The organism is Pseudomonas tremae, from assembly GCF_023278125.1.
Lineage (GTDB): Bacteria > Pseudomonadota > Gammaproteobacteria > Pseudomonadales > Pseudomonadaceae > Aquipseudomonas > Aquipseudomonas tremae.
In genome coordinates this window covers 3197320-3221501 of the sequence record NZ_CP066270.1, presented here as the reverse complement: position 1 = coordinate 3221501, position 24182 = coordinate 3197320, and the positions used below count along the sequence as shown (strand labels likewise).

The 24182-nt window shown below is 56.8% G+C and carries 20 protein-coding genes and 2 pseudogenes; 12 read left to right on the top strand and 10 right to left on the bottom strand.

Translation table 11 applies throughout. The features are described from left to right. Positions 1-172: 172 nt before the first annotated feature. Both I9H09_RS14630 and I9H09_RS14625 read right to left on the bottom strand, forming a co-directional pair. A pseudogene (locus I9H09_RS14630) lies at positions 173-376 on the bottom strand (DNA cytosine methyltransferase); the annotation flags it as partial. A gap of 245 nt (positions 377-621) precedes the next feature. Further along, positions 622-924, bottom strand: coding sequence for a hypothetical protein (locus I9H09_RS14625; protein WP_162010091.1), 303 nt, complete (start codon positions 922-924; stop codon positions 622-624). Positions 925-1231: 307 nt separating this feature from the next. Between I9H09_RS14625 and I9H09_RS14620 the strand changes: the two genes are divergently transcribed. The 6 genes from I9H09_RS14620 (at position 1232) to I9H09_RS14595 (ending at position 8218) form a co-directional block, all read left to right on the top strand. Next, entirely contained in the window at positions 1232-1954 is a 723-nt protein-coding gene (locus tag I9H09_RS14620; protein WP_122313451.1) for a GntR family transcriptional regulator, read from the top strand. After that, the gene (locus I9H09_RS14615) at positions 1951-2739 is read left to right on the top strand and encodes an SDR family oxidoreductase (RefSeq protein ID WP_122313452.1); all 789 of its coding nucleotides are present in this window, start codon (positions 1951-1953) and stop codon (positions 2737-2739) included. The genes I9H09_RS14620 and I9H09_RS14615 overlap by 4 nt, the downstream gene beginning before the upstream one ends. An 89-nt stretch (positions 2740-2828) precedes the next feature. Then, positions 2829-3761 carry a 3,5-dioxohexanoate:acetyl-CoA acetone transferase gene (gene kce / locus I9H09_RS14610; RefSeq protein WP_122323396.1) on the top strand — a complete coding sequence of 311 codons (933 nt, stop codon included), beginning with the start codon at positions 2829-2831 and terminating at the stop codon, positions 3759-3761. Between the two features lie 103 nt (positions 3762-3864). Next, complete coding sequence (locus I9H09_RS14605; protein WP_122347183.1) at positions 3865-4743, top strand: SMP-30/gluconolactonase/LRE family protein; 879 nt, start codon at positions 3865-3867, stop codon at positions 4741-4743. 81 nt (positions 4744-4824) lie between these two features. Then, positions 4825-6147 (top strand): MFS transporter, encoded by a 1323-nt coding sequence (locus I9H09_RS14600; protein WP_122347184.1) that lies wholly within the window; start codon positions 4825-4827, stop codon positions 6145-6147. A gap of 448 nt (positions 6148-6595) precedes the next feature. Beyond that, entirely contained in the window at positions 6596-8218 is a 1623-nt protein-coding gene (locus I9H09_RS14595) for a methyl-accepting chemotaxis protein (protein WP_024691365.1), read from the top strand. A gap of 235 nt (positions 8219-8453) precedes the next feature. On the opposite strand, the gene I9H09_RS14590 is transcribed toward I9H09_RS14595, so the two are convergent. Then, a complete protein-coding gene (locus I9H09_RS14590) occupies positions 8454-8813 on the bottom strand; it encodes a hypothetical protein (RefSeq protein WP_122347185.1) in 360 nt (119 codons plus the stop codon). Positions 8814-8839: 26 nt separating this feature from the next. Here I9H09_RS14590 and I9H09_RS14585 point away from each other — a divergent pair, with 26 nt between their 5' ends. Further along, complete coding sequence (locus tag I9H09_RS14585) at positions 8840-9403, top strand: DUF6891 domain-containing protein (RefSeq protein WP_236502332.1); 564 nt, start codon at positions 8840-8842, stop codon at positions 9401-9403. A 12-nt stretch (positions 9404-9415) separates the two neighbouring features. Here I9H09_RS14585 and I9H09_RS14580 read toward each other — a convergent pair whose 3' ends face one another. Continuing rightward, positions 9416-9751, bottom strand: a complete 336-nt coding sequence (locus tag I9H09_RS14580) for an ArsR/SmtB family transcription factor (protein ID WP_005893413.1) — start codon at positions 9749-9751, stop codon at positions 9416-9418. A 59-nt stretch (positions 9752-9810) separates the two neighbouring features. Here I9H09_RS14580 and I9H09_RS14575 point away from each other — a divergent pair, with 59 nt between their 5' ends. The 4 genes from I9H09_RS14575 to I9H09_RS26915 all read left to right on the top strand — a co-directional run bounded on the left by I9H09_RS14575 (position 9811) and on the right by I9H09_RS26915 (position 15546). Then, positions 9811-10902 (top strand): NADH:flavin oxidoreductase/NADH oxidase, encoded by a 1092-nt coding sequence (locus I9H09_RS14575; protein WP_005893412.1) that lies wholly within the window; start codon positions 9811-9813, stop codon positions 10900-10902. 843 nt (positions 10903-11745) lie between these two features. Further along, positions 11746-13878 carry a methyl-accepting chemotaxis protein gene (locus I9H09_RS14570; protein WP_122347186.1) on the top strand — a complete coding sequence of 711 codons (2133 nt, stop codon included), beginning with the start codon at positions 11746-11748 and terminating at the stop codon, positions 13876-13878. Continuing rightward, positions 13875-15365 carry a chemotaxis protein CheW gene (locus I9H09_RS14565; RefSeq protein ID WP_024691361.1) on the top strand — a complete coding sequence of 497 codons (1491 nt, stop codon included), beginning with the start codon at positions 13875-13877 and terminating at the stop codon, positions 15363-15365. The genes I9H09_RS14570 and I9H09_RS14565 overlap by 4 nt, the downstream gene beginning before the upstream one ends. 55 nt (positions 15366-15420) lie before the next feature. Beyond that, positions 15421-15546: a hypothetical protein gene (locus I9H09_RS26915; RefSeq protein WP_005617503.1), complete on the top strand. Its 126-nt coding sequence runs from the start codon at positions 15421-15423 to the stop codon at positions 15544-15546. A 72-nt stretch (positions 15547-15618) separates the two neighbouring features. Here I9H09_RS26915 and I9H09_RS14560 read toward each other — a convergent pair whose 3' ends face one another. From I9H09_RS14560 to I9H09_RS14550, 3 genes and pseudogenes are all read right to left on the bottom strand, one after another. Beyond that, a complete protein-coding gene (locus I9H09_RS14560; RefSeq protein WP_122347188.1) occupies positions 15619-16104 on the bottom strand; it encodes a GNAT family N-acetyltransferase in 486 nt (161 codons plus the stop codon). Between the two features lie 60 nt (positions 16105-16164). Then, positions 16165-16563 carry a hypothetical protein gene (locus tag I9H09_RS14555; protein WP_122323390.1) on the bottom strand — a complete coding sequence of 133 codons (399 nt, stop codon included), beginning with the start codon at positions 16561-16563 and terminating at the stop codon, positions 16165-16167. A gap of 105 nt (positions 16564-16668) precedes the next feature. Continuing rightward, positions 16669-17544 (bottom strand): annotated as a pseudogene (locus I9H09_RS14550) (MBL fold metallo-hydrolase). Between the two features lie 109 nt (positions 17545-17653). Between I9H09_RS14550 and I9H09_RS14545 the strand changes: the two are divergent. Next, entirely contained in the window at positions 17654-18538 is an 885-nt protein-coding gene (locus I9H09_RS14545) for a LysR family transcriptional regulator (RefSeq protein ID WP_236502333.1), read from the top strand. Between the two features lie 207 nt (positions 18539-18745). Here the strand turns inward: I9H09_RS14545 and I9H09_RS14540 are convergent, their stop codons facing one another. The 3 genes from I9H09_RS14540 to I9H09_RS14530 all read right to left on the bottom strand — a co-directional run bounded on the left by I9H09_RS14540 (position 18746) and on the right by I9H09_RS14530 (position 24022). After that, positions 18746-20686 carry a methyl-accepting chemotaxis protein gene (locus I9H09_RS14540; protein WP_024671170.1) on the bottom strand — a complete coding sequence of 647 codons (1941 nt, stop codon included), beginning with the start codon at positions 20684-20686 and terminating at the stop codon, positions 18746-18748. A gap of 443 nt (positions 20687-21129) precedes the next feature. Then, positions 21130-21858 (bottom strand): DUF4198 domain-containing protein, encoded by a 729-nt coding sequence (locus tag I9H09_RS14535; RefSeq protein WP_236502334.1) that lies wholly within the window; start codon positions 21856-21858, stop codon positions 21130-21132. A 52-nt stretch (positions 21859-21910) separates the two neighbouring features. After that, a complete protein-coding gene (locus tag I9H09_RS14530) occupies positions 21911-24022 on the bottom strand; it encodes a TonB-dependent siderophore receptor (protein ID WP_236502335.1) in 2112 nt (703 codons plus the stop codon). Between the last annotated feature and the right edge of the window lie 160 nt (positions 24023-24182).

Here is a 24182-nt window from a genome sequence, read left to right as displayed (position 1 = left end):
CTGCAGTAGGTTGCGACCAGCGGCACACGTTATACAACGCGGAGCCGCCGGATGTTCGTTGCAGCTCTCCTCATAGCGCTCTCAAGCCACGTACCTGATCAGCATCGCTGGCAAGGCAGCGATTGCCAGGGCGCAATTGGCTTGGCGAGCAGCAGCCAGAATAGATTGATCGTGCTGCCACCTGATGTTGAGCTGATGTGCGCCACGGGTCGTTCGCTCGAGCGAGCGCTGCCATAGTTGGCGGGTTGACGCTGTTCCCGCACATATGAACTTGCCGGGTTTTGGTGAATGGCTTGCCGTCTGCACCGCGAATGATGACGTAGTCGTCGGGGAAGCCCTGAGCCTTGTACAAATCGGACGGTTTGAGCATCCGCAGGCTTTGAATCTAACGAGCTATTTAAAGCGAGCGTTGAGCGCCGAACCCGTTTCGCGCTGCGCGGCTTCATAGGTTGCGTATGACAAGCCTCAGGCTTTTCAGAACTACACAATGGATAACCGTTGAGCTTCTTCAATTGCCTTGCCGACGCCAAGGCGAATAGCTCAATAAGCTTACACTTCACCGCTGAGTAGTTTGCAATGAATTGACCCAAGGCGGGCAGATGAGGCGCTTGGGGTAATCCTTTACCGACTGAGTTTGTCGAGGGCTTCGTTCAATGCAGCTATTGCAGCTAAAGCCCACAAGTGATGCTGCTCTGTACTGTGTCCGATCGTTACGTCGTATCCGAGCATTGACGATGCATGAGAACGCAGGCTTTCGATGTTTTCGGCAGCGTAAGGGGCGTACTTTTTGAGATGGTTGCCCAAATTCTCTACAAGTATGGATATCGCACTGAACGCCGCAGCGCGGTGAAACAAATCGTCGGTTCCGCGTGCAGCGTTGAGAAGATCCTCGATTTTATTGAGAGCCTGTTTTGGATCGTTCATGCGCATATCTCGGTAGGTAAACCTCAAGCGAGGCCAAAAGCTACTACTCGATCTGTGCTTACGCCACTGTCTTTCCATACAGCCTGAGTGGATGGCCAGCTATTTGTTAATCTCTGGCTTTGCTCAAAAACGAATAAACACGTGAGTTCTGATAGGGCAATCGGCGTTGGCACTTTTGGCTGGATGTTCTTTCGGTAGGCCCAACGAACCAGATCAACAACGCTTTCCATCTCCTCAAAAATAATTTGACATATGTTATTTGTGATCACATATTGACCCCATAAGAACGCCAATATGAGTCACTCCCATGACAGATCGTCCGATCCTCCTGCCCGCCATGCGGCAGGTTTCCCGCGATACCCTCCAGGATCAGGTTTACCGGCAGATCCGTGAAGCGCTCATGAGCGGGCGCTTTCAGCCAGGACAGAAGCTGACGATTCGCGGTCTAGCCGAGGCGTTGGGGTCCAGTCCTATGCCGGTGCGTGAAGCTTTGAACCGGCTCAGCGCCGAGAACGCGTTTGAAGTCACTGAAACCGCCCGGCTGCGCGTGCCCATGATGACTCCGGAACGGCTGCGCGAGATTCGCGATGCCAGAGTCGCACTCGAAGGCCTGTTGGCCGAGAAAGCAGTCATCCTCATCAACGACACCGATCTTGAAGACATCAGCCTGCTGTGCGGGCAGATGCAGCTGGCTGCTGACAGCGTTGATGTGGCCCTGTATCTGTGGACCAACTTTGCTTTTCATCGGCGTATTTATGCGGTGGCCAAGGCTGAGCTGATCGTTGCTGCTGTCGAGAATTTCTGGCTGCACATAGGCCCGTGTTTCGCACTTGTTGCGCCTGACAGGGCGCACCTCCAGCGTTCGATGGAGGCGCACAACCGGATCGTCGAGGCGCTGACGGTGCGTGACGGAGCGGCCGCTCGTGCCGCGGTCACTGACGACATCATGCAGGCCGCCGATTCTCTGACGCGCCTGATCGCAAAGAGCGACCACTCAAGGTCGCGTGTCTCGGGAGTGAAGAAAGCATGAGTGTTCTTGATCGGCTGATTCCCTACGCAGGTCTGCGGGTTCTGATATCTGGCGGTGCCGCCGGAATCGGTGAAGTGCTGGCGGCTGCCTACATGGAGGCGGACGCAAAGGTTCATGTGTGCGATGTCAGCGAATCGGCCATTGCGGCGTTTGTAGAGCGTTACCCGGGCAGTGTCGCCACGCGCGCAGATGTTGCTGATCCGGCGCAGGTCGAAGCGGTGTTCAGGGTGCAGCGTGAGCGATTCGGCGGTCTTGATGTGCTGATCAATAACGCCGGGATCGCCGGTCCGACCGCAGGCATCGATGCGATCACCGAGGACGAGTGGCAGCGCACCATCGACATCAACCTCACCGGGCAATACCGCTTTGCTCATCACGCAGTACCGTTGCTCAAGGCGTCGCCCAATGGGCATCTGATCCATATCGCCTCTGTCGCCGGTCGTTTGGGCTATGCCTGGCGCACGCCCTATGCCGCGACCAAATGGGCGATCGTGGGACTGATGAAATCGCTGGCGTCCGAGTTGGGCGAGAGTGACATCCGCGTCAATGCCTTGCTGCCCGGCATCGTCGAAGGCCCGCGCATGGACGGGGTGATTCGTGCCCGTGCGCAGCAGATGAATGTGCCTGAGGAGGAGATGCGTGAGGAGTACCTGAAAAAGATTTCGCTCAAGCGCATGGTCACCGCCGAGGACGTTGCCGCGATGGCACTGTTTTTGTGCTCGCCCGCAGCCCGCAATATCACGGGACAGGCCATCAGTGTGGATGGCAACGTCGAATACCTCTGAGTTTTTGTCCCGCAGCATCAATGGCCGCACACCCTCCGGTTGATGTTGCACATCAGACTTCTCGCCAACAACAAGAATGGAGAACGCTCATGCCAAAAAAACGTCCGGTCATCATTACCTGCGCAGTGACGGGGGCGATCCATACGCCCTCGATGTCGCCGCATTTGCCGATCACTCCGCAGGAAATCGCCGATGCTGCCGTCGGTGCAGCGGAGGCGGGGGCCTCCATCGTTCACTTGCATGCTCGCGATCCGGTTGATGGGCGACCCAGTCAGGATGTCGATCTGTTTCGGCAGTTTCTGCCTCAGATCAAGGCGAAAAGCGATGTGGTGATCAATATCACTACTGGCGGGGCGCCGACCATGGGAGTGGAAGAGCGTTTGCAGCCTGTCGCGCAGCTCAAGCCGGAACTTGCCTCGTTGAACATGGGATCGATGAACTTCGGGCTGTACGAAATGCTCGATCGCTACACCGAATTCAAACACGACTGGGAGCGCCCGTATCTGGCCGAGAGCGATGACCGGATATTTCGTAACACCTTCCGGGACATCGTCCACATTCTCAATACCTGCGCCGAGAACCGCACACGCTTTGAAATCGAATGCTATGACATCGGTCATTTGTATACCGCTGCGCACTTTCTGCAACGCGGGCTGCTCAAGGCACCGATTTTCATTCAGTCTGTCTTTGGTTTGCGCGGCGGGATCGGTGGGCACCCTGAAGACCTTGCGCATATGCGGCGTACAGCCGACCGTCTGTTTGGCGACGCGTACCAGTGGTCGATTCTGGGCGCCGGTCGCAATCAGATCCCGCTGGGCACCATGGGCCTGTCGATGGGCAGTCATGTGCGGGTCGGCCTCGAAGACTCGCTGTGGGACGGACCGGGCAAGCTGGCGGCATCCAATGCCGAGCAGGTCAAACGCATTCGCACGGTGATCGAAGCCCTGGGCGGGCGCGTGGCCACGCCGGACGAGGCTCGCGAGATGCTCGATCTGAAGGGGCAGGACAAGGTTGATTTCTAGGTATTCATGATGCTGTTCCTGTGCGGGCATGTTTCCTGACATGCGTTACCCGCTGATCGCCGCAAAACGTGTCATCTCAATAACAACAAGACAGAGGTGAAAAATGCGTATCGAAATAGTTGTCGACGTGAAAACCACGCTGGGCGAAGGCCCGGTCTGGGATGTCGAGCAACAGCGTCTTTACTGGATCGACAGCTTCGACGGTCGTGTTCTGCGCTGCACGGATGATGGCCGCGAGTTGCGCGCCTGGGATGTCGGCCAGAAGATTGGCTCCATGGCCCAGCGCAAGAATGGCGACTCGGCGCTCGTGGCGTTGCAGACCGGCATCTACAACCTTGACCTGCCAACGGGCGATCTCAAACTGATAATCGACCCGGAGCCGGAGCTGCCGAACAATCGGCTCAATGATGGCAAGGTGGACCGGCAGGGCAGGTTCATCTTCGGTTCAATGGACACTCTTGAAGATAAGGCCAGCGCCAGACTGTATCGCCTCGACCCGGACCTGAGCCTGCACACGCTGGATGAAAACATCATCGTGTCCAACGGACCGTGCTGGAGCCCGAGCGGTGAAACGTTCTATTTTGCCGACACCTGGTCCGGGGATATCTGGACCTATGACTACAACAATGCCACTGGCGCAGTCGCCAACAGACGCACCTTTGCCAAGGTCGACACCTCTGCGGGAGGTGCGGCGGATGGCTGCACTGTGGATGCCGAAGGCTGCCTGTGGCAGGCGCTGGTCTACGCCGGAAAACTGGTGCGCTACACCCCTGACGGACAGGTGGATCGCGTCATCGACATGCCTGTAAAAAAGGTGACCAGCCTGACCTTCGGCGGTCCGAACCTGGACACGCTGTTCGTCACCTCCATGGCCAAACCACCGTTGCCACGCTTTCCGGAGGACGGTCAGCAGCGCGGTGCGTTGTTCGCCATCACCGGGCTGGGCGTGAAGGGCGTTGCTGAACGGCGCTTCGCCAGCTAGCCCGACAACAGACTGAACCTGAACGTTAAGGACGACTGAACCTTCTCGCCAGGGCGTGTGCTACACGCCTGGAGATTTCCCATGCCAAATAACAAGAATGCATCGCTGGGCAAGATTCATCGATTTTCGTGGGTGTCGTTGTTGGTGTGCTGGATGATCTGGATTTTGAACGCCTATGATCGCGAGATCGTATTGCGCCTGGGCCCGACTATTTCCAAACATTTCGAATTGTCTGCAGATCAGTGGGGGACGGTGGCCACTGTCGCCATGCTGGCCTTGGCGGTTCTCGACATTCCGGGTTCTATCTGGAGTGACCGTTACGGCGGCGGCTGGAAGCGGGCGCGTTTCCAGGTGCCACTGGTGCTGGGCTATACCGCGCTGTCCTTCCTCTCGGGTTTCAAGGGGTTGAGTGGCAGCCTGGCCAGTTTCATTGCCTTGCGGGTAGGGGTGAATCTGGGCGCTGGCTGGGGCGAGCCGGTCGGTGTCAGCAACACTGCTGAATGGTGGCCCGTGGAGCGTCGTGGGTTTGCGTTGGGCGCCCACCACACCGGTTACCCCATAGGTGCGATGCTCAGCGGCATTGTCGCCAGCTTTGTGATAACCACATTTGGTGAGGAAAACTGGCGTTACGTGTTCTTTTTCGCCTTCGTAGTGGCTCTGCCGTTGATGATTTTCTGGGCGCGCTACTCGACGGCCGAGCGTATCACCAAGCTGTATGTGGACATTGCTGCCAAAGGCATGACCCCGCCGGACAGCACACCGTCGACCAACGTCAAAGGTCAGGTCTGGAAGTCGGTCAAAGCAACGTTGAGTAACCGCAACATTGCCCTGACTGCCGGTAATACCCTGCTCACGCAAGTGGTTTATATGGGCGTGAATATTGTCCTGCCTGCCTATCTGTACAACATCCTCAACCTGTCGTTGGCTGAATCGGCTGGCATGAGCGTCGTATTCACCCTGACCGGGATTCTCGGGCAACTGATCTGGCCGTCGTTGTCGGACATCATCGGCCGACGCATTACCTTGATCATCTGCGGGGTATGGATGGCAGTCAGCGTCGGTGCCTTTTACTTTGCCAACACCATACTGATCGTCATCGCGGTGCAGTTGCTGTTCGGTCTGGTGGCCAACGCGGTCTGGCCTATCTACTACGCGGTCGCGTCCGATTCTGCGCAACCTTCGGCGACATCGACTGCCAATGGCATCATCACCACCGCGATGTTCATCGGCGGCGGTATTGCTCCGGTATTGATGGGAACCCTGATATCCATGGGCGGCGGCTGGAGCAGCCTCAGTGGTTACACCGTGTGCTTCTTCGTGATGGCTGGCTGCGCATTGGGCGGGGCGTTTCTGCAACTATTTTCACATCGCCCCGAATCGCTGACAGTGCAGCGGAGCGTGTGATGTTTCCACGTCCCGAGCTCTTGGGTTCGGGACGTGCCAGTGCTGAAGCACCTGTTCTGCAAAAGTGCCCACTTTTCGGGGCGACACTGCCCGTCCGCGATCTCATTAGTTGCTCTATACGCGACATGGTCAGCGTCGTAAACGGGATGTGTGGCGTTTTTTGGTCGGAAATTTGACATCTCGAACTGTCAAATTATTGGAGTTTCCATAGCTGAAATTCTGTAAATGCTAATTATAATTAAATTTATTTATCTATATTTATCAATGAGTTATCTTGAATTAGAGCTTTTATTCAGCGTCAGTGCAGATGCCGCCTCTAAAGTTACTGAGCAAGCGGGCGAAATGGGTAATATCCAAATGATATTATTCGCGTGAAATGGTTCAACGCATTTTTGCGAGTGATTACGCCCATGCAAGCCACGGAACGGCTATGTTCAGGATCGACATCATGTTCAGCAAACTCAGTATCTCGCAAAAGCTCTATTTCAGTTTTGTCGCGATAGTCATACTTATTGCCGTGCTGGTAGCCAGTGCTTACAGAGGCTTCGAGCAGGTAGAAGACGCCACCAACAACAACGTCCACACTTATCAAGTGCTGAGCGACGCACAGTTGGCTCTTGAGCAACTGATCAACATCGAGACAGGCATGCGAGGCTTCGTCATCGCGTCGAAAGACACATTTCTCGAGCCGTTGGTAGCGGGTCAGCGGCGCTTTGCTGAAGAACTTGATTCGCTCAAGCGCCTGACATCTGATAATGCCGAACAACAGCGTCGTCTGGCCACTCTGGGGGAGACCCAGAAGCGCTGGATGGATGAGGACATCAACCCGATCATCGCCCTGCGTCGTGACCTGACCGCACGCAATATGCCGGATGACGAACTGGATGCGCGCATTACCTCCGGTGCCGACAAAGCCAAGATGGACGGCATGCGCGCTATTCTGAGCGAAATCAGCGCTGTCGAAAACAAGCTGCTGGTGGTAAGGACCCAAGACATGGTGGACGCCAAACATCTCGCCATCATGATCCTCATGTGTGGCGGCCTTGCAGCGGCTGTCCTCGCGGGAATCCTGGCTACTTTATTGGGTCGCAGCACTACCGCACGCCTGCAGCTGGCTATTGATGCTGCAACTGCCATTGCCAATGGCAAGCTCGACACCGTGATCGATACCAGCAGCCATGACGAACTGCCGAAAGCCTTTGACCGCATGCAGAATCGCTTGCGCGAAATGATTCATCAGATCAGCCAGGCAGCCAATCAGTTGGTAGTTGCCGTGCAACAGATTTCCGGCGCATCCGAGCAACTTTCCGGCGCAATCCAGGAACAGTCGACGTCCGCCTCAATGATGGCGGCTACCATCGAAGAACTGACTGTCAGCATCCACCACGTTTCCGAAAACGCCGACGAGGCCCACCAGCTCGCCAGTCGTTCGGGCCAGCAGTCCAAAGATGGTGCGCAGGTCATCGAAAGTACGCTGTCCAGCATGAACGGCATCGCCAAGACCGTGCAGCTTTCTTCTACACAGGTTGCAGGCCTGGGTCAGCATTCCGAGCATATCTCGTCGATCATCAGTGTGATTCAAGGTATTGCCGACCAGACCAACCTGTTGGCGCTCAACGCTGCCATCGAAGCCGCACGTGCCGGCGAGCAGGGTCGCGGCTTCGCGGTTGTTGCCGACGAAGTTCGCCTGCTGGCGCAAAACACTGGCAAGTCCACCAAGGAAATCGCCGGCATGATCGAGAAGATCCAGGCGGGTGTACGTGAAACAGTCGAAAGCATGCGCAGCGGTGTTCAAGAAGTTAACCAGGGCGTCGAAATGGCTGGCACGGCTGGTCAAGCCATCATCGAAATCCGCGACAGCTCGAGCAAGGTTCTACAAGTGGTCGATCAGATATCGTTCGCATTGCGCGAGCAGACGGTCGCCAGTCAGGATGTAGCGCGCAACGTCGAGCGTTCTGCGCAGATGGCTGAGCAGAACAACATGTCGGTGCAGGAACTGCTCAAAACCAGCGGCGGCCTGAAGAGCCTTGCCACCAGCTTGCAGGCGGAAGTGGGTAAATTCAAACTGTAAGGCCATTGTGCTAGCAGATCGGTAGATAGATCCACATCACCGCAAACGCCCGGTATCAGACTACAGATGATGCCGGGCGTTTTTGCGTGTGGGTCCAGGGTGATAGCGGGTCTTGAAGGCGGATACTGGATTTGTTTGCTATTGCTTCGGGTGTATTGATAGGCGCCAAGCAATTGTCGAGGTCCTGAAGGAATGAATACCTCTCAGCCCCGTCCTTCAGCCTGAGCCCGATAATTTAATAGTACCCAAGCGTGCGCAAGGTTTCGGCGGTCCTGATCACAGGCACAAGCCGCGACTCCAGTTCCGAGAACCACTCTGGCCAGCGCCAGGAACCGTCTGCTTTTTGAACGAGATAGCGTGCTTCCCAGTCTCGTCCGCGTGGAACTGCATCTGGAACCGAACGTGACAGATCAGTGAGATCTGTTTGAGTGAAGCCTGTCTCTAAAAGAACTCTCGTTCGGCAAAGTGCTTCGTGATAGTCGGGCGTTTGCTCAAGACCCAGTTGTATCGAAACAGGAAGCAGAGCGACGAGCGCTTGTTCAAGCTGTCTCAGTTGCTGGATGCGCTCCGCTCCGGTATAGCGGTGTTCAGTCATTTTGACTTCACCATAGAGAAATACTGATGAACGAAGATGAAAAGTATATCGCTGACAGCATCAAGACATGGGTATGGTCCGGATTTTACAGTGCGGAAGAAATGAACGAGATGCTCGAAGACATCATAGAAGATGACTGTGATGTTATAGCGCTCAAGGCTTTGATCCCGCGGGAGTTGCAGTTCAAATTCGACACGGAGCGTTTCTGGCCCCAGGTAACGGACTGTGATCGACTGGACAGTGTTTTCTACGCCTTGCACGAAGCAGGAATCTGCGCGTTGTCGAATGCGGGTTACACGATGTCAGACGGCTATTCGGAGGTTGCCCAGGCCATTCACGAAGCACCGGAAGGTCATTATCACGGTTACTGCTTTTATCATGGGCAGGATGTCGAGCGTGTGGTTGAAGGTAGCGAGCTGATGATCGCCTTTGGTTCGCTTGATGATGATCCAGTGCACGGCGTCAAGGTTGGTCAGAAAGTCTGCGCGGCGTTAAAAACTGCAGGCTTTCAGGTGGCGTGGAATGAAAGCGATGAACAGCGCATCGAAATCCACGCAATGAAGTGGCAGCGCAGGTTGGCACAGGACTGACGCCTTGCTAAATCAACGCTGCGCCAGAATGCTCTCCAGCAAGCCGGGAAAGCGGCTTTCCAGTACTTCAGTCCGCAATGAATTCATGTGCGTGGTACCGATGTTCCGCGTCTGTACCAGCCCCGCATCGCGCAGCACTCGGAAGTGATGGGACATGCTGGACTTCGGGCGACCACCGTCCAGTTCCCCACACGTGGCTTCGGCTACGCTTGCCAGGCAGCGTACGATGCCCATGCGCACAGGGTCGCTCAAGGCGTAAAGCACGCGTTCGAGGGTGAGGTCTTCGGCTTCTGGATGTTGGAAGGTTCGCATAGGGTGCATGATATCAAGGCTTCCGTTCATTGCCATAGTTCGATTACCATCGAACAACTGAAAATCAAATTCATACGGCCTACGGGAGCTTTTCAATGTCTGCATTGTTCGAATCGTTCAAACTGAAAGACGTCACGCTACGCAACCGAATCGCCATTCCGCCGATGTGCCAATACTCGGCAATCGACGGGGTTGTCAACGATTGGCACCAGGTTCACATTGCCAGCATGGCACGTGGCGGCGCCGGTTTGCTGGTGGTTGAAGCCACCGCTGTTGCGCCGGAAGGGCGCATCACCCCCGGTTGCACCGGTATCTGGAATGATGAGCAGGCACAGGCGTTTGTGCCGATCGTCAAAGCCATCAAGGATGCAGGCTGTGTGCCGGGTATCCAGATCGCACACGCAGGCCGCAAAGCCAGTGCCAACCGTCCGTGGGAAGGCGACGATCATATTGTCGCTTCCGATTCACGCGGCTGGGAGACCATTGCCCCGTCCGCCATCGCCTTCGGTGACAATCTGCCGAAAGTCCCGCGCGCCATGACGCTGGAAGACATCGCTCGCGTTCGGCAGAACTTCGTCGATGCTGCCCGTCGTGCCCGTGATGCTGGCTTCGAATGGATCGAATTGCATTTTGCCCACGGTTATCTGGGGCAGAGTTTCTTTTCCGAGCATTCCAACCAGCGTACCGACGCGTATGGCGGCAGTTTCGATAACCGCAGCCGTTTCTTGCTTGAGACGCTGGCAGCCGTTCGTGAGGTATGGCCCGAAAACCTGCCGCTGACTGCGCGTTTTGGTGTGATCGAATATGACGGTCGTGACGAGCAGACGCTTACCGAGTCGATCGAGCTGGCGCGTCGCTTCAAGGCCGGTGGTCTGGACCTGTTGAGCGTCAGCGTGGGTTTCAGCACGCCGGACGCCAACATCCCTTGGGGGCCAGCGTTCATGGGGCCGATTGCCGAGCGCGTGCGTCGCGAAGCGGATATTCCGGTGACCAGCGCCTGGGGTTTTGGCGAGCCGAAACTGGCTGAAGAGGCGGTGAAGTCAGGTCAGCTCGACTTGGTTTCGATAGGTCGTGCGCACTTGGCCGACCCGCACTGGGCGTACTTTGCAGCGAAAGAACTGGGCGTCGAAAAATCGGCCTGGACCTTGCCTGCGCCTTACGCTCACTGGCTTGAGCGTTATCGCTAAGCGGCTGGCACTAGCAGGGGCGGCATCGTTCGATGCTTGCCCCTTTAACGCTTAGATTCGTTATGTAAATCTGCTCCCACCGCTTCTTTGTCTGCTTTTGCCTGACCCGACCTTCTCACTGACTTTCGTACAGAACCTGTGCTGTTTGTTGGCGATCCGGTTTGTCGGGCAAAGGCAGCTAGAGTGCGTGGGCGCTTGTGTTCCAGGCGCTGTGCAGGTCCCAAGCGCCTGATGAGCGCACCTTCCATATCTTGAGTGTCACACCGCTCTGCTTACATCACGTTGGGCGGGTTGATCTGGCGCATCTCGAACGTCCTGATACTGTTTAAAAATGCGGAAATTAATTTATTTATCGGTGATACGGCCGATATACACCTATATATGCAGCGCTCTGCTTGCCCAAGCCTTCTGGAACAGGAGTCTCATGGACCCGCGTCTCGCTGGACTTTCATTTTTGCTCACGCTGGGGTGGACCGGTGCGGTGTTTCTCGTCATCTGGTTTTATTCCTGAACACGAGGGGCAATTACTGTGTGTGGGTGAGCGCCCCAGGATTTATGCCCGACCGGTGATCCGGCAGGTTGAATAGGACGTATCAGGCAGTGGCCAAATAGTGGCTTGCGAGATCGCTGAAGCAGGCTGCCTGCTTGTTGCACGATGTCGGTATCTGAACCTTGCTCTGATTTTTTGATGGTCAGCGCTATGGCGGACATTGAGAAAGACGATTATCTGGTTTTATTGCAAGGCGCCACAGTCCACCTACACAGGTGCGTGGGGCCAGGCGGCGTAAACCGAAGTTAAACCCCAACAACATCCATAGATGTTTACCCGCAGAGTATTTTCACATGTCGACCTTAATAGAAAACATCTCCAGGGACAGAGCCGGGGTACAGCTGGACCTTCACTCGCTGATGACCGCCATTGACAGGTCACAGGCGATGATCGAGTTCGATCTCGAAGGTAATATTCTGCGGGCCAACAGCAATTTTCTGGAGTGTGTGGGGTATCGGCTGGAAGAAGTCGAGGGTCGGCACCACCGCATGTTCTGTACGCCCGAACATGCGTCCAGCGTCGAGTATTCGACGTTCTGGGAGAAACTTGGCAAGGGCAATTTCGACGAAGGGCAATATAAGCGACTCGGCAAGAATGGTCGCGAGATATGGCTGCAGGCAACTTACAATCCGGTTTTCGACGAGCAAGGCAACCCGTTCAAAGTGGTGAAATTCGCCACTGACGTGACTCAGCAGCGCAAGGCTAACGCCGAATACGAAGGCAAGGTTGCCGCCATCGATCGCTCTCAGGGCGTTATTGAGTTCGACCTAAACGGTCGTGTGCTGCATGCCAATGAAAACTTCCTCAAAGTGCTGGGTTATCGCCTTGATGAAATTCAGGGCCAGCACCACCGCATGTTCTGTGACGAAGACTACCTGAACAGCCCGGCCTATCGTGCGTTCTGGGCCAAACTGGAGCGCGGAGAATACGATTCCGGCGAATACAAACGTATCGGCAAGAACGGTCGTGAACTGTGGATCAGCGCCACCTATAACCCGATTTTCGATCCTGACGGGCGTCCGTACAAGGTCGTCAAATTTGCCAACGACGTGACTGAAAGTCGTGCACGTCAGGCGGAGTTTGCGGGCAAGGTCACGGCGATCGAGCGCTCTCAGGCAGTGATCGAGTTCGATCTGGCCGGTAAGGTGCTTAACGCCAACCGCAACTTCCTCTCTGTGTTCGGTTACGAGCTTGATGAAGTCGTCGGGCAGCATCACCGCATGTTCTGCTCCGAGGAGTTCGTCAGCAGCCTGCAATACCGTGAGCTATGGGAAAAACTGGGCCGTGGCGAATACGACGCCAACGAGTACAAGCGCCTACGCAAGGACGGCAAGGAAATCTGGATTCAGGCGACCTACAACCCGATCTTCGATGCGCAGGGCAAGCCCTACAAAATCGTCAAGTTTGCACTCGACGTGACCGAGGCCAAGGAGACCAGCGTTGAGGACAAAGGCAAGGTCAATGCGATTGATCGTGCTCAGGCGGTCATCGAGTTCGATATGGCCGGTAATATCCTGGCTGCCAACGCCAATTTCCTGAAAGCGCTGGGTTACGGAATGCTGGAAATCAAAGGCCAGCACCATAGGATCTTCTGCGACGAAGAATACGTACGCGGTACCGAATACCGTGAGTTCTGGCACGGCCTGGGGCAGGGCGAGTTCTATTCGGGACGCTTTATGCGGGTCAGCAAATATGGTCAGCAGATCTGGATTCAGGCCACTTACAGCCCGATCTTCGATCACGACGGCATACCGTTCAAAGTCGTGAAGTTCGCTACTGATATCACTCGTCAGGTCGAGATGGAGAAAGCCATCGAAGCCAAGACTCTTGCCATGCGCGAGTCGGTCAAGACGCTGATGGCGGCAATTTCCTACGTTGCGCAAAGCACTGACACTGCCACAGAGCTGGCCCGGCTGACCCGTGAGCAAGCCTCTCGTGGCTCGCAGACTCTGGTCAAGGCGTCTGATGCGATGAGCATGATCGCCAAGTCGGCCGAAGGTATCCAGGACATCATCCAGGTGATCAGCGAAATCGCCAGCCAGACCAACATGCTGGCGTTCAACGCCGCCATTGAGGCTGCCAGAGCCGGCGAGCATGGCCTCGGGTTCTCGGTGGTAGCCGATGAGGTACGCAAGCTGGCCGAGAAGTCCTCTCGGGCCACCAAGGAAATCAACAAGCTGATTCTTGAAACGGTTAGTCGGATCGAGTCAGGCAACGAGATATCGCAGTCCGCCGGTGAAGCCTTCGAGCACATCGTGGAAGGCGTTATGCAGACCACGCAAGCAATTGACGGGATCAACACTGCGACCGATAAACAGCGATTGTCGGCGCAACAAGTCGAAGCATTGATCACTGAGTTGCACAACGCCAACCTGAACGGGTACACCGAAACGCTGGATAAGGTATCGGTCGGACAGCCTGCCTGAGCAGCCTGATCGCCTATGGGGTCGTGCAGATCAGCGGCGTCTACCTCGCAGTGGTTGCTGACGCTCTGATGGAAGCCGTGCACTGGCCGGAAAACCTGCAGCCGCACCCGCTGACCCGAGGTGCGTTGCTGGGGGTTTTCACCTTGCGTGGCAAGCCTGTGCCGCTTGTAGACTTGCGTGGCGAGCTTGCACAGGGTACCGAGGCTTCACCGCCGACGCCGCTGGTGGCGATTCTTAAATACAACGGGGGGTATCTGGGGCTGGCAATTGACGCGGTTTGCGACATTCTCAAGGCCCGGGATTCGCAGTTCAGCCCTCTGGGCTCCGATGGCGCCCGACCCGGTCTGCTGCCATCGGTGCTGCTGGACGCCGACGAAGCGCGAATGGTCTATAAGCTGGATCTCGATGCGCTGACTCGTCTGCCCGGCGTGCTGTTTGCCTCCGACCCGAGCGCTCAAGTGCGCACTGAGCAGGCCCAGGCTGCCAAAAGTCGTCTGCTGCATTATCTGGTGTTCGAGTGCGATGAGCGTAACTTCTGCATCGATGCCAGCGTTGTGACTGAACTGGTCGATAACCCAGAGATTTCTTCATCGGATTTCCCCAGCGACTGCTGCTTCGGCGTCACTTCAGTACGCGGCACCAAGGTTCCTGCGCTTGACCTGTCTGAAGTGCTGGGGCTGGATCATCGGCGCCAGACCACCAAGCCGCAATTGTTATTGCTGACCGCTGCGGATGGCCGGGTGTGCGGTTTTGGTTATGACCGCATGGTCGCTATCCAGCGCCAGGACCCGGACAGTCTGTTGGCAGCACCTGCCTACGGCCTGCCGCACCCGGAGCTGTTCGCCGGGGTGATGAACCTCGAGGAGGGCCGGCAAGCCCTGTTGCTAGATCACCCGATGCTGTTACAGCGCCCGGAAATCAAGAGTTACACTCAGGTCTACCAGCATGACGTCAAGCCCGCTCAGGCTTCACACGATGTGACCAAGGCCATGCTGCGTCATGCGTGCCTGCTGTTTGACGCGCCGACGCGCTTTGTGGCGCCACTGAGCCAGATTGTAGAAATCATGGGCGTGCCCACGCAGTTGATTGGTCTGCTGCAACCCGAGACTCATCTGATTGGTCAGTTCAACCTGCGTGGCGAGCAAGTGCCGCTGATCTGCCTCAGCAGTCTGCTCGGGGAGGGCGCACAGCCTCAGTGCGAAGCGTCACGTGTGCTGATCGTGCGCGGCGATCGCCTGTGTTTTGGTTTCGCTGTGAGCCGAGTCGACGCGATCGACGCCTTCAACCAATTCGATCCGTCCATGCTGGACCAAGGCTGGCAAGCCAGCAACGGCAAGGGCATTTCAGTGAATGATCGGGTGCGTTCGCTGGTCAGTGTCGGTAGCCAGGAGCGCAGTTGGCGAGCGACCCTGCTCGACTTGCAGGGGCTGGCCAGGCAACTGGAATGCGGCCTCCCGCAGCGCAGGGCGGATGTGCAATCAGTCTGAACCGAATGCATCGCGTGTGGCCTTACTGAAATACCCACACACGGAGTATCCAGCCATGACCGAGAAAAAAGACGAGAAAAAACCAGAACCGGCCAGTGACGTACCAGCGCATTCAACGCCGGAAGAAAAGGAACGCCTGAAGGACTTCAACAAGGACGGCATTCCGCCTGGGGTCTGCTGACCGACTCAAGGTGCTATCACCAGAACGCCCGGCCTTTTCAGGTCGGGCGTTGTCGTTTGAGGGCCTTATGATTCATTCGCCGCCGTTGGCGAAATCCAGCAGACTGGCGCCTTCCATCCGGTAGCGCACCCATTCGCTTTGCGATTCTGCACCGATCGCTTCGTAAAACCGGATAGCCGGCTCGTTCCAGTCCAGCACGCTCCATTCCAGACGGCCGCAGTCGTTGGCCACTGCTTCGCGAGCAATATGCCGAAGCAGTTCGCGTCCGGCGCCGACGCCGCGCTGTTCAGGGGTGACGTAAAGGTCTTCCAGATACACTCCGTTACGCCCCAGCCAGGTGGAATAGCTGTAGAAATACACGGCGTAGCCAATCGGTGTGCCGTCGTACAGGCACATCAGTGCGCTCGCAGGGGCGTCGTCGGCAAACAGGGACTTTTGAATGTCTTTGGCGCTGGCATTGACTTCATGCCCGGCGCGTTCGTAGATCGCAAGTTCGGTGATGAAGGCTAGAATCTGATCGACGTCGGCGGCAGTGGCAGGGCGAATTTCGAGAGGCACGCAGGGATTCCTTGGCTGATGGGCGCCGCATGATAGCCGCAGTTGTCAGCCGCTCGATAGTCAGGCGTCGCGCAGCAGGTCGTTGGCATTGAGTAATTGGTAGGCGATTTGAGGGCGTGCCTCAAGGGCGCGGCGGATGGCAGCGGGGATCGACTGGCGGGCCTTGCGACAGAGCCCGATCTTCTCTTCGACGACAATGCTGATACCGCGCATGGTGCGTACTTCATTGAAACCGGGGGCGATCTCGACGCGCACGCCCAGTTGCTCGAAAATCTTGCGCTGCATGTGCTCAAGGTCTTCCAGACTTTCGATGCGTTCCAGACGCTCTATAAGATTTTTTTCGGCCTCGCGTGTCAGTAGCAGAATCCGCAGGTCGGCATCCTCTGTGTCCAGCCGTTCGCGCTTGCAGTCGCAAGCGCCGGGCGGGCAGGGGTTACGGATCTTGGCAGGCGCATTCATTGACGCAGCATAGCCACTGAGGTGGGCGTCTGACCATACCCGTGAAGCGATTTCACTGCGTATTCCGCAAGCTCAGCCAGCGGTGAAGGCTTTGCCTTTGCCAGATCAGTTAGGCCATTTCATCTCGCCTTTGATGACTTTGGCACTCAATTCCAGCGAGCTCGGCTCGGCCAGTTGTGGCCAGGCTTTCTGCATCGCATCGATCAAGGCTGCGGAGTCCTTGGCTTTGGCGGCTTGTTTTTCAAAGGATTTGAGGTAGTCGGCGGTAAAGGCAACGGCCTTGGTGCCTTGAGGAATCTGCCCCAGGTAATGGCCTGGAATCACCGTGGCCGGCTTCAATGCCTCGATGCCCTTGAGTGTGGCGAGCCAGTCCTGCCGGGAATTCGGGCTCTGCGTGTCAGCTACCCAGACGTGAATGCCGCTGGACACCACGACGCCGCCGACGACGGCCTTGAGCTATGGAATCCATACGTAGCTGCGCTCCGGTGCCGGGCCTGTCAAACCTTTGATTTCCAGCGAACGCCCTTCGAGGCTCAGGTGATCACCCTCGAGCACCTCCGGCAGTACCAGTTTCTCAGGCGCGTTGTCTTTGAGAATAGGGCTCCAGTACGCGAGTTTGCCTTGCATCGACGCCTTGATCGCTTTGACGGTGGGCGCGCTGGCGACAATCTTTGCATCCGGGAAAGCCGCTTGTATGACGTCCAGACCAAAATAGTAATCGGGGTCACTGTGGCTGATGTAGACAGAGGTGAGCTTCTTGCCGCTGGCCTTGATCTTCTCTACCAGCGCCTGAGCATCGTTGCGCTGAAATTGTGCGTCGATCAGCACTGCATCGTGTTCGCCGGTAACCAGTTCGGATGACACCGGGAATACGGCTTTTTCTGCCGGATTGTAGACGTCGATCACCAATGGAGTGGCGGCCTGGGCGGCAATGGGCAGCAGGGCGGAGAGCGATAGGGCGAGCAGGGAAATACGCAGCATAGGGAGGCAACCTTTCACGAGGCAGGGCTGAAGCGACTATCTTAGGTTGCTTGAAACGAAACAAAAGCCTCAGTATCGGCAATTATTGATTGCTTGAACCGGACGAATAATGGATCGCATCACTGCCGCGCGTGTGTTCATTGCCATCAACGAGCGGGGCAGCCTTATTGCTGCCGCCGAGGCATTGGACATGTCCCGGGCCATGGTTACTCGGTATCTGGCGCAAATGGAGACTTGGGCGGGCGCGCGATTGCTGCACCGTACCACGCGTAAACTCGGCCTGACTGCGCCCGGACAAGTGACTTTGTTGCGTTGCCAGCAGCTTGTCGAGATGGCTGATGCAGTGCCGCTGGCTGCTGATACGCAAGTTGATGAGCCACGCGGCATGCTGCGTATCGCCTGTTCGCAGTCACTGGCGCAGGCAGTTTTGGCAACCGCGGTGACGGTCTATTTGCAACGTTATTCCGGCACTTCGGTCGATTTTCTGATCGGCAATGAGGCTGTGGATCTGGTCAGCGAGCGTATCGATCTGGCGATCCGCATCACTAATCAACTGGACCCTAACGTGATCGCCCGTCCGCTGGGACAGTGCTATTCGATTGTCTGTGCTTCGCCAGCGTATCTCGCTTTGCGCGGTACGCCGTCCAGGCCTCAGGAGCTGGCTGCGCACAACTGTCTGACCTATTCCTACTTCGGCAAAAGCCTGTGGGAATTTACTCATGGAAAATCGCCACTCAGTGTGCCGGTGGGCGGCAACCTCAGTGCCAACGATTCAGTGGTTTTGCTGGAAGCCGCAGTAGCAGGTGCCGGTATCACCTTGCAGCCAGTGCATTCTGCAGCGCCACTGATTGCCATCGGCAAGCTGGTTGCGCTGATGCCCGGCTACCAGCCCCGTGCGCTGGGGATACATGCGATCTACACCTCACGGCATCACCAGTCTGCAACCTTGCGCACAATGCTGGATTTTCTGGCCGAATGGTTTGCGAGCGAATGATACGCCGCCTGCTCGGGAGCTGACGCGGAGCGTCCGGAACGGCATGGCGACGCAGAGCGTCGCACGATAGTTGCGGTTATCGTGCAGTACGCTCAGGCTTCGCACGATAGTGCAGTTATCGTTCCCTACGCTCCAGCGTGGGAATGCCGTTAGTGACGCTCTGCGTCAAAGACCCGCACTGCGTCGCATGTTCAAGAGTCGCAGGCCTCAAGTCTTGAACTTGTGCACCAGACTGTCCAGTTCGCTGGACAGCGTCTCCAGACTTCTGGAGTCGGCGCGGGCCGCGTCCGAAAGGTCGGCGATCAGCTGCGCATCGCCGTGGATCTGACTGATGTGCCGATTGATATCTTCTGCTACCTGATGCTGCTCTTCGGCTGCGGTTGCAATCTGGGTGTTCATGTCGCGAATCACATCCACCGACTCGCGAATCTGGCCAAAGCTGCTGCGTGCCTGGCCGATCTTGGTGACCGACTGATGAGAAACGCCAAGACTCGCGTGCATCTGTTGTGCGACGGACGCCGTACCTTTGGCCAGATTGCCCAGCAGGCTGTCGATTTCGGCGGTCGAATCGGCAGTACGTTTAGCCAGCGCACGAACCTCGTCGGCTACCACGGCAAAACCGCGACCCTGCTCACCTGCGCGGGCAGCTTCGATGGCAGCGTTCAGGGCCAGCAGGTTGGTCTGTTCGGCAATCGAGCGAATGGTGTTCAGGATCGACTGGATACCGGTGCTATCCTTCTCCAGTTGCGTCATCTCTTTGGCCGAGCGGGCAAGCTCTTCGCTCAATTGGTCGACACTGCGCACCGCGTCATCAATCTGCCGCTGACCTTCGCGGGCCTGCTGCTGGCCGCTGTCGGCAGAGTCGGCCGCCTGACTGCATGAGCGTGCAACCTCGTTGGAGGTGGCAACCATTTCATGAAACGCAGTCGACACCATGTCCACGGCTTCGCGCTGGCGTCCGGCGGCCTCGGCCATGTCGTTGGAAACGCGAGTGGAGCTGTGCGACGCCTCGAGAATCTTTCCGGCTGCCTGACCTATATGCTGGATCAGGCCTCGAATCGCAGTCAGGAACTTGTTGAACCAGCCTGCCAGTTGCGCGGTTTCATCGTTGCCGCGAACGACAAGGTTTTGAGTCAGGTCGCCTTCGCCGCCGGCAATACCTTCCAGGCCAGTGGAAACGCTGTGTATCGGACGCACGATGACGCGGGCGAAGCTTGCCCCGACAATCGCGAAAACCAACGCCAGCACTGCAGCGATAATGCCAATCAGCCAGGTAAGGCGGGTGGCCGAGGCCATCACTTCGTCCTGCCTGATCAGACCAATGAAGTCCCACCCCAGTTGTTCGGAAGGGTACACGTTAGCCATGTAACGCTCGCCATTGAGCGTCACTTCAACCAGGCCCCGGTCGGTCTTTGCCAGCTCGGCGAAACCGTCACCCAGTTCACCCAGCTTCTTGAAGTTGTGCTCTGGCTGTTTGGGGTCGACCAGTACCGTGCCGCTTTTTTCCATCAGCATCACGTAGCCACTATCACCGAGCTTCATCTGCTTGACGATGTTGGTCAGTTGCTTGAGCGATACGTCAATGTTGACTACACCGCCTGGGTTGCCCAGCTTGTTGGGAATCGCCCTGATGGTGCTGACCAATGTGGCATCGTCGTTGGCCCAGTAATACGCATCGCTGCGCACGGTTTTGCCTGGATTTGCCATGGCGGTCTTGTACCAAGGCCTCACGCGCGGGTCGTAGTTGCTCATTTTCGGGTCTTCCGGCGTCATGATGTAGCTGCCGTTGACCAAGCCGTAAGAAATATAAGCGTAGGCGGGATGAGCCTTGGCAATGTTGGCAAACAGTTCGGTTGCCTGCTTGTCATTGTCCGATTGCGGGGTAGGGGCGGCGCCCGTATAACTACGAAAATCATCGCCCGCCCCGGCGATCAACGGGTGCGCTGAAATGTAATTGACGTTCTGTGCGATCCCATCGAAAAACAACTGCATGGCATTGTCGACCTGGCGAATTTCCCGTCCGCTGCTGTCGACGAAATCGCTTGTCGCCTTGCCGCGCAAGTTCACTACAACGATGGCGGCCACGACCACTATGGGCAAACACGCAATGACTGCGAACGCCCCTGTCAATTTTTGCTTGATGTTCATATGAGCTCCGGAGTGTTCATTACTGCCGCACGTGTCGGGCGCTGCATGTTTGCAGTCTGTCGCCTCAGGCCAATACCTGGAGCGTGGTCTTATGGTCTACCAAGAAGCCAACGGCTTATTGTTGTCGACCTTTAGGCAGCATGGCGTTAATGGACATGCACTGTCGCTCACGCATAAATATGGCGAGTATTGATGCGTTACAGGCCCGTCCGTCAAACATCTGGAAACACGGTTCCGCCTGCGCACCGAGATTGATCAGAATCACCCGGCAACAGGCAGTTGGTGTCGTTTGGGCGAAAGGAAATGCAGAGTCCGGAGGTTTCTGGAAACGTTCTTTATCGGAGGGAATATGGAGGGAGAGTGCGATACAGGGCAGGCGTCCATGTATCGCTTGTCATCAGGCGGAAAACGCCCAGGGCAGGCGTTTTTCGTTTCAGCGAGGGTCAGTCGTGATGCGCCTCGCCGACAAAGGTCAGTGAGGTAAACAGGCCACGCTCGGCGATATCTGCATTGTCCTTGACGGGCAGTGTGACCTCGGCGGCGATGATATTCAGCCCTTCGTTGCGTACGATCACATTGGCCATGCCCTGAGCATCCGTTTCGCTGCTGATCACGCCTGGCGCACTGCGGTAGTCGCCGATCAGTTTGATACCGGCGGCGGGCTTGCCGTCGATCAGTACACGCACCGGTAATGGTTTGCCCACACCGACTATCAATGGATCAGCCAGCGGCACTATCACAAAATTCAGTTTGTTGAACGATGGCAGGTGCGCAACTTCTTCATAGATGGCGACGCTGTATTTGAACGTATGAATCGAGTCGGTACCGTTGGGCACTTTGCTGCGCCCTTCGTTGATCCATTTTTTCTCGGCGTCGCGAGTCCACATACCGTTATCCAGCGCCACGGACATGACTGCAGGCGGCTTGAGCGGCACTAACCGAGCTTGGTCTTCGAGGCGTTGCACGGTCACCGGGATCATCTTGCCCTGACGGTCAAATGCCCAGGCGCCGCTGACTTTCTGTGCCTTGAAGGCGTTGTCTTCCGCGCCATGACCGTAGACCACTTCGATATTGCCGCGGCGTTGCTCGGTCCACAGGCCATGTGCGCTGACGTGCGTGGCAAACAGCGCACCGAGCAGGCCCAAGGCCAGAAAAGGTTTTGTTGAAAGCATGGTGCATCCTTGTTGTTGTGGGTCGTCTGTTGTTAATCGATTGTTATCAGCGTCAGAGGCCAAGTGTCAGGCTGACCGTGAAATTACGCGGTTCGCCGGGAGCAACCCAGTAATTGCTGAAAGAGCGCTCGTAGTATTTTTCGTCGAAGATGTTGTTCAGGTTCAGGCCCACCGTAACGTTGTCGCTGGCTTTGTAATGAGCGAGCAAGTCGACGGTCTGATAGGCAGGCAGCTCGAAGCCTGTACCCGACTGGCCTGAGCGGTCGCCGACGTAGGTGTACGCTGCGCCTATGTCCGAGCCACGCAACAGGCCTTCCTGAAACTCGTAGACGCTCAACAGGCTGCCGCTGTGTTTGGCCACGCCGAGGATACGACTGCCTGTGGGTATGGCTCGGTCACCCTTGGTCACTTCAGCATCGATGTAGGCAAACGCGCCGATCACACGAATGGCTTCGCTGACCTGCCCGGTGAATTGCAGGTCAAAACCCTGGCTGCGGGCCTTGCCCACGGCGCGGTTGGTGTCGGTGCCCGGGTCCAGCGCCAGAACGTTTTCCTTTTCGATATGGAAAGCGGCGAGGGTGGTGCTCAGACGGTTGTCAAACAGCTCACTCTTGATCCCGACTTCGTAACCGACGCCTTCCTCCGGATCGAAGGTCTTGCTGGCTGCGTCCAGACCATTATTGGGCTTGAATGACGTGGACGCGTTGGCGAATACGCCCACCTGCGGAGTGAGCTGGTAAAGCAGCCCGGCGCGTTGGGTGAATGCATCGTGACGCTGGTCGGGGTTGGTTTTGGTGATGAAGTCATCGACCTGTTGGTCGAAGTGCTCGTAGCGCGCGCCGATCATGCCGCGCAGCTTGTCGGTAAAGACAATCTGGTCCTGCAGGTTCAGCGCACGGCTTTCAATGTGTTCGTAGAAATCCGTACCGGAGCGCACGCCGTTTGGTTTGGGCTGGCCATACACCGGGTTATAGATGTCGATGGCGTAGGCGCTACCGCCAATGTTCGTGACTCGCTCGTTCTTGCGGTAGTTCTCGTATTCGGTACCGATCAGCACTTCGTGCTCCAGACCGAGTGCGTCGAAATGGCCATGCAGTTCCAGTTGGGTGATGCTGTCATGCCAGTTATTGTCGCGCTCGCGATAGCGGCGGTTGACGGTGCGGCCATCAGGGTTGAGAGGGCGCGCTTCACTGGCAAAGCCCGACATCTCGCCTTGCTTGTAGTGACTGGCCAGGCGCAACGACCAGACATCATTGAGCTGATGGTCCAGCGCAAACTGGACCATGTTGTTGTCATTGTCGATATCGTCGTCCGGTTCACCCAGGAAGGTCGAGCGGGACACGCCACTCCACTTGTTGTTGGGGGCAACCACGCCCCGGTCGAACGTCGATTTTTGCCGCACGAATTCGGTTTCCACCAGCAGGCTGGTGTCGGGGTTCAGCTGCCAACTGATGGAGGGCGCAACAAAGACCCGCTTGCTTTCTACATGGTCACGAAAGCTGTTGTTGTCTTCGACGGCGAGATTGACCCGAGAAAGCAGTTTGCCTTCTTCGTCCAGCGGCGTATTGACGTCCAGTGCGGTGCGATAGCGATCCCAACTGCCCGCACTGGTTTGCAGCGTAGTGAACGCTTCGCGCTGAGGCTTCTTGGTAACGATATTGACCGTCCCGCCCGGGTCACCACGCCCATACAGGCTGGCTGCCGGGCCTTTCAGCACCTCGATACGCTCGATATTCGCCGCGTCCGGCGTGGCAGGGTAGCCCCGGTTGGCACTGAAACCGTCCTTGTAGAACTCGGAAGTGGTGAAGCCGCGGATGCTGTATTCGTAGAGGGTCAGGCCGCCGAAGTTGTTTTGCTTTGACACGCCTCCGGCAAACTCCAGCGCACGTTCGACACTGTTGCTGCCAAGATCCTTGAGTACCGAAGCGGGCACCACGCTGATCGACTGCGGGATGTCCTGGAGGGCTGTGTCGGTCTTGGTGGCGGTGGCCGAACGGGTAGCGCGATAACCCTTTACCGGGCCGGTGGCGGTTTCGTACTGATAATCGGAGGTGACGTTGACGCTCTCCAGCTCGATGGTCTTTGGCTGCTCCTCCGCATAGCCATTACTGCCCAACACCCCGATTGCAAAGCCTGCCAGAGACGCGATTCTACGAGACGACATGTGATACTTCCTGATAGTTATAGATACAATATAACATCTCCGTTGAGAATTATTTCTGTTTGTTGGAGGCGAAGTGTCGCAGTCCCTTCGATCAGCAGGTTGCTGGATGTGTGAGGGCAACGTTTGGAGTTGGGGCGACGGTTTGATCGTTGAACGGCGT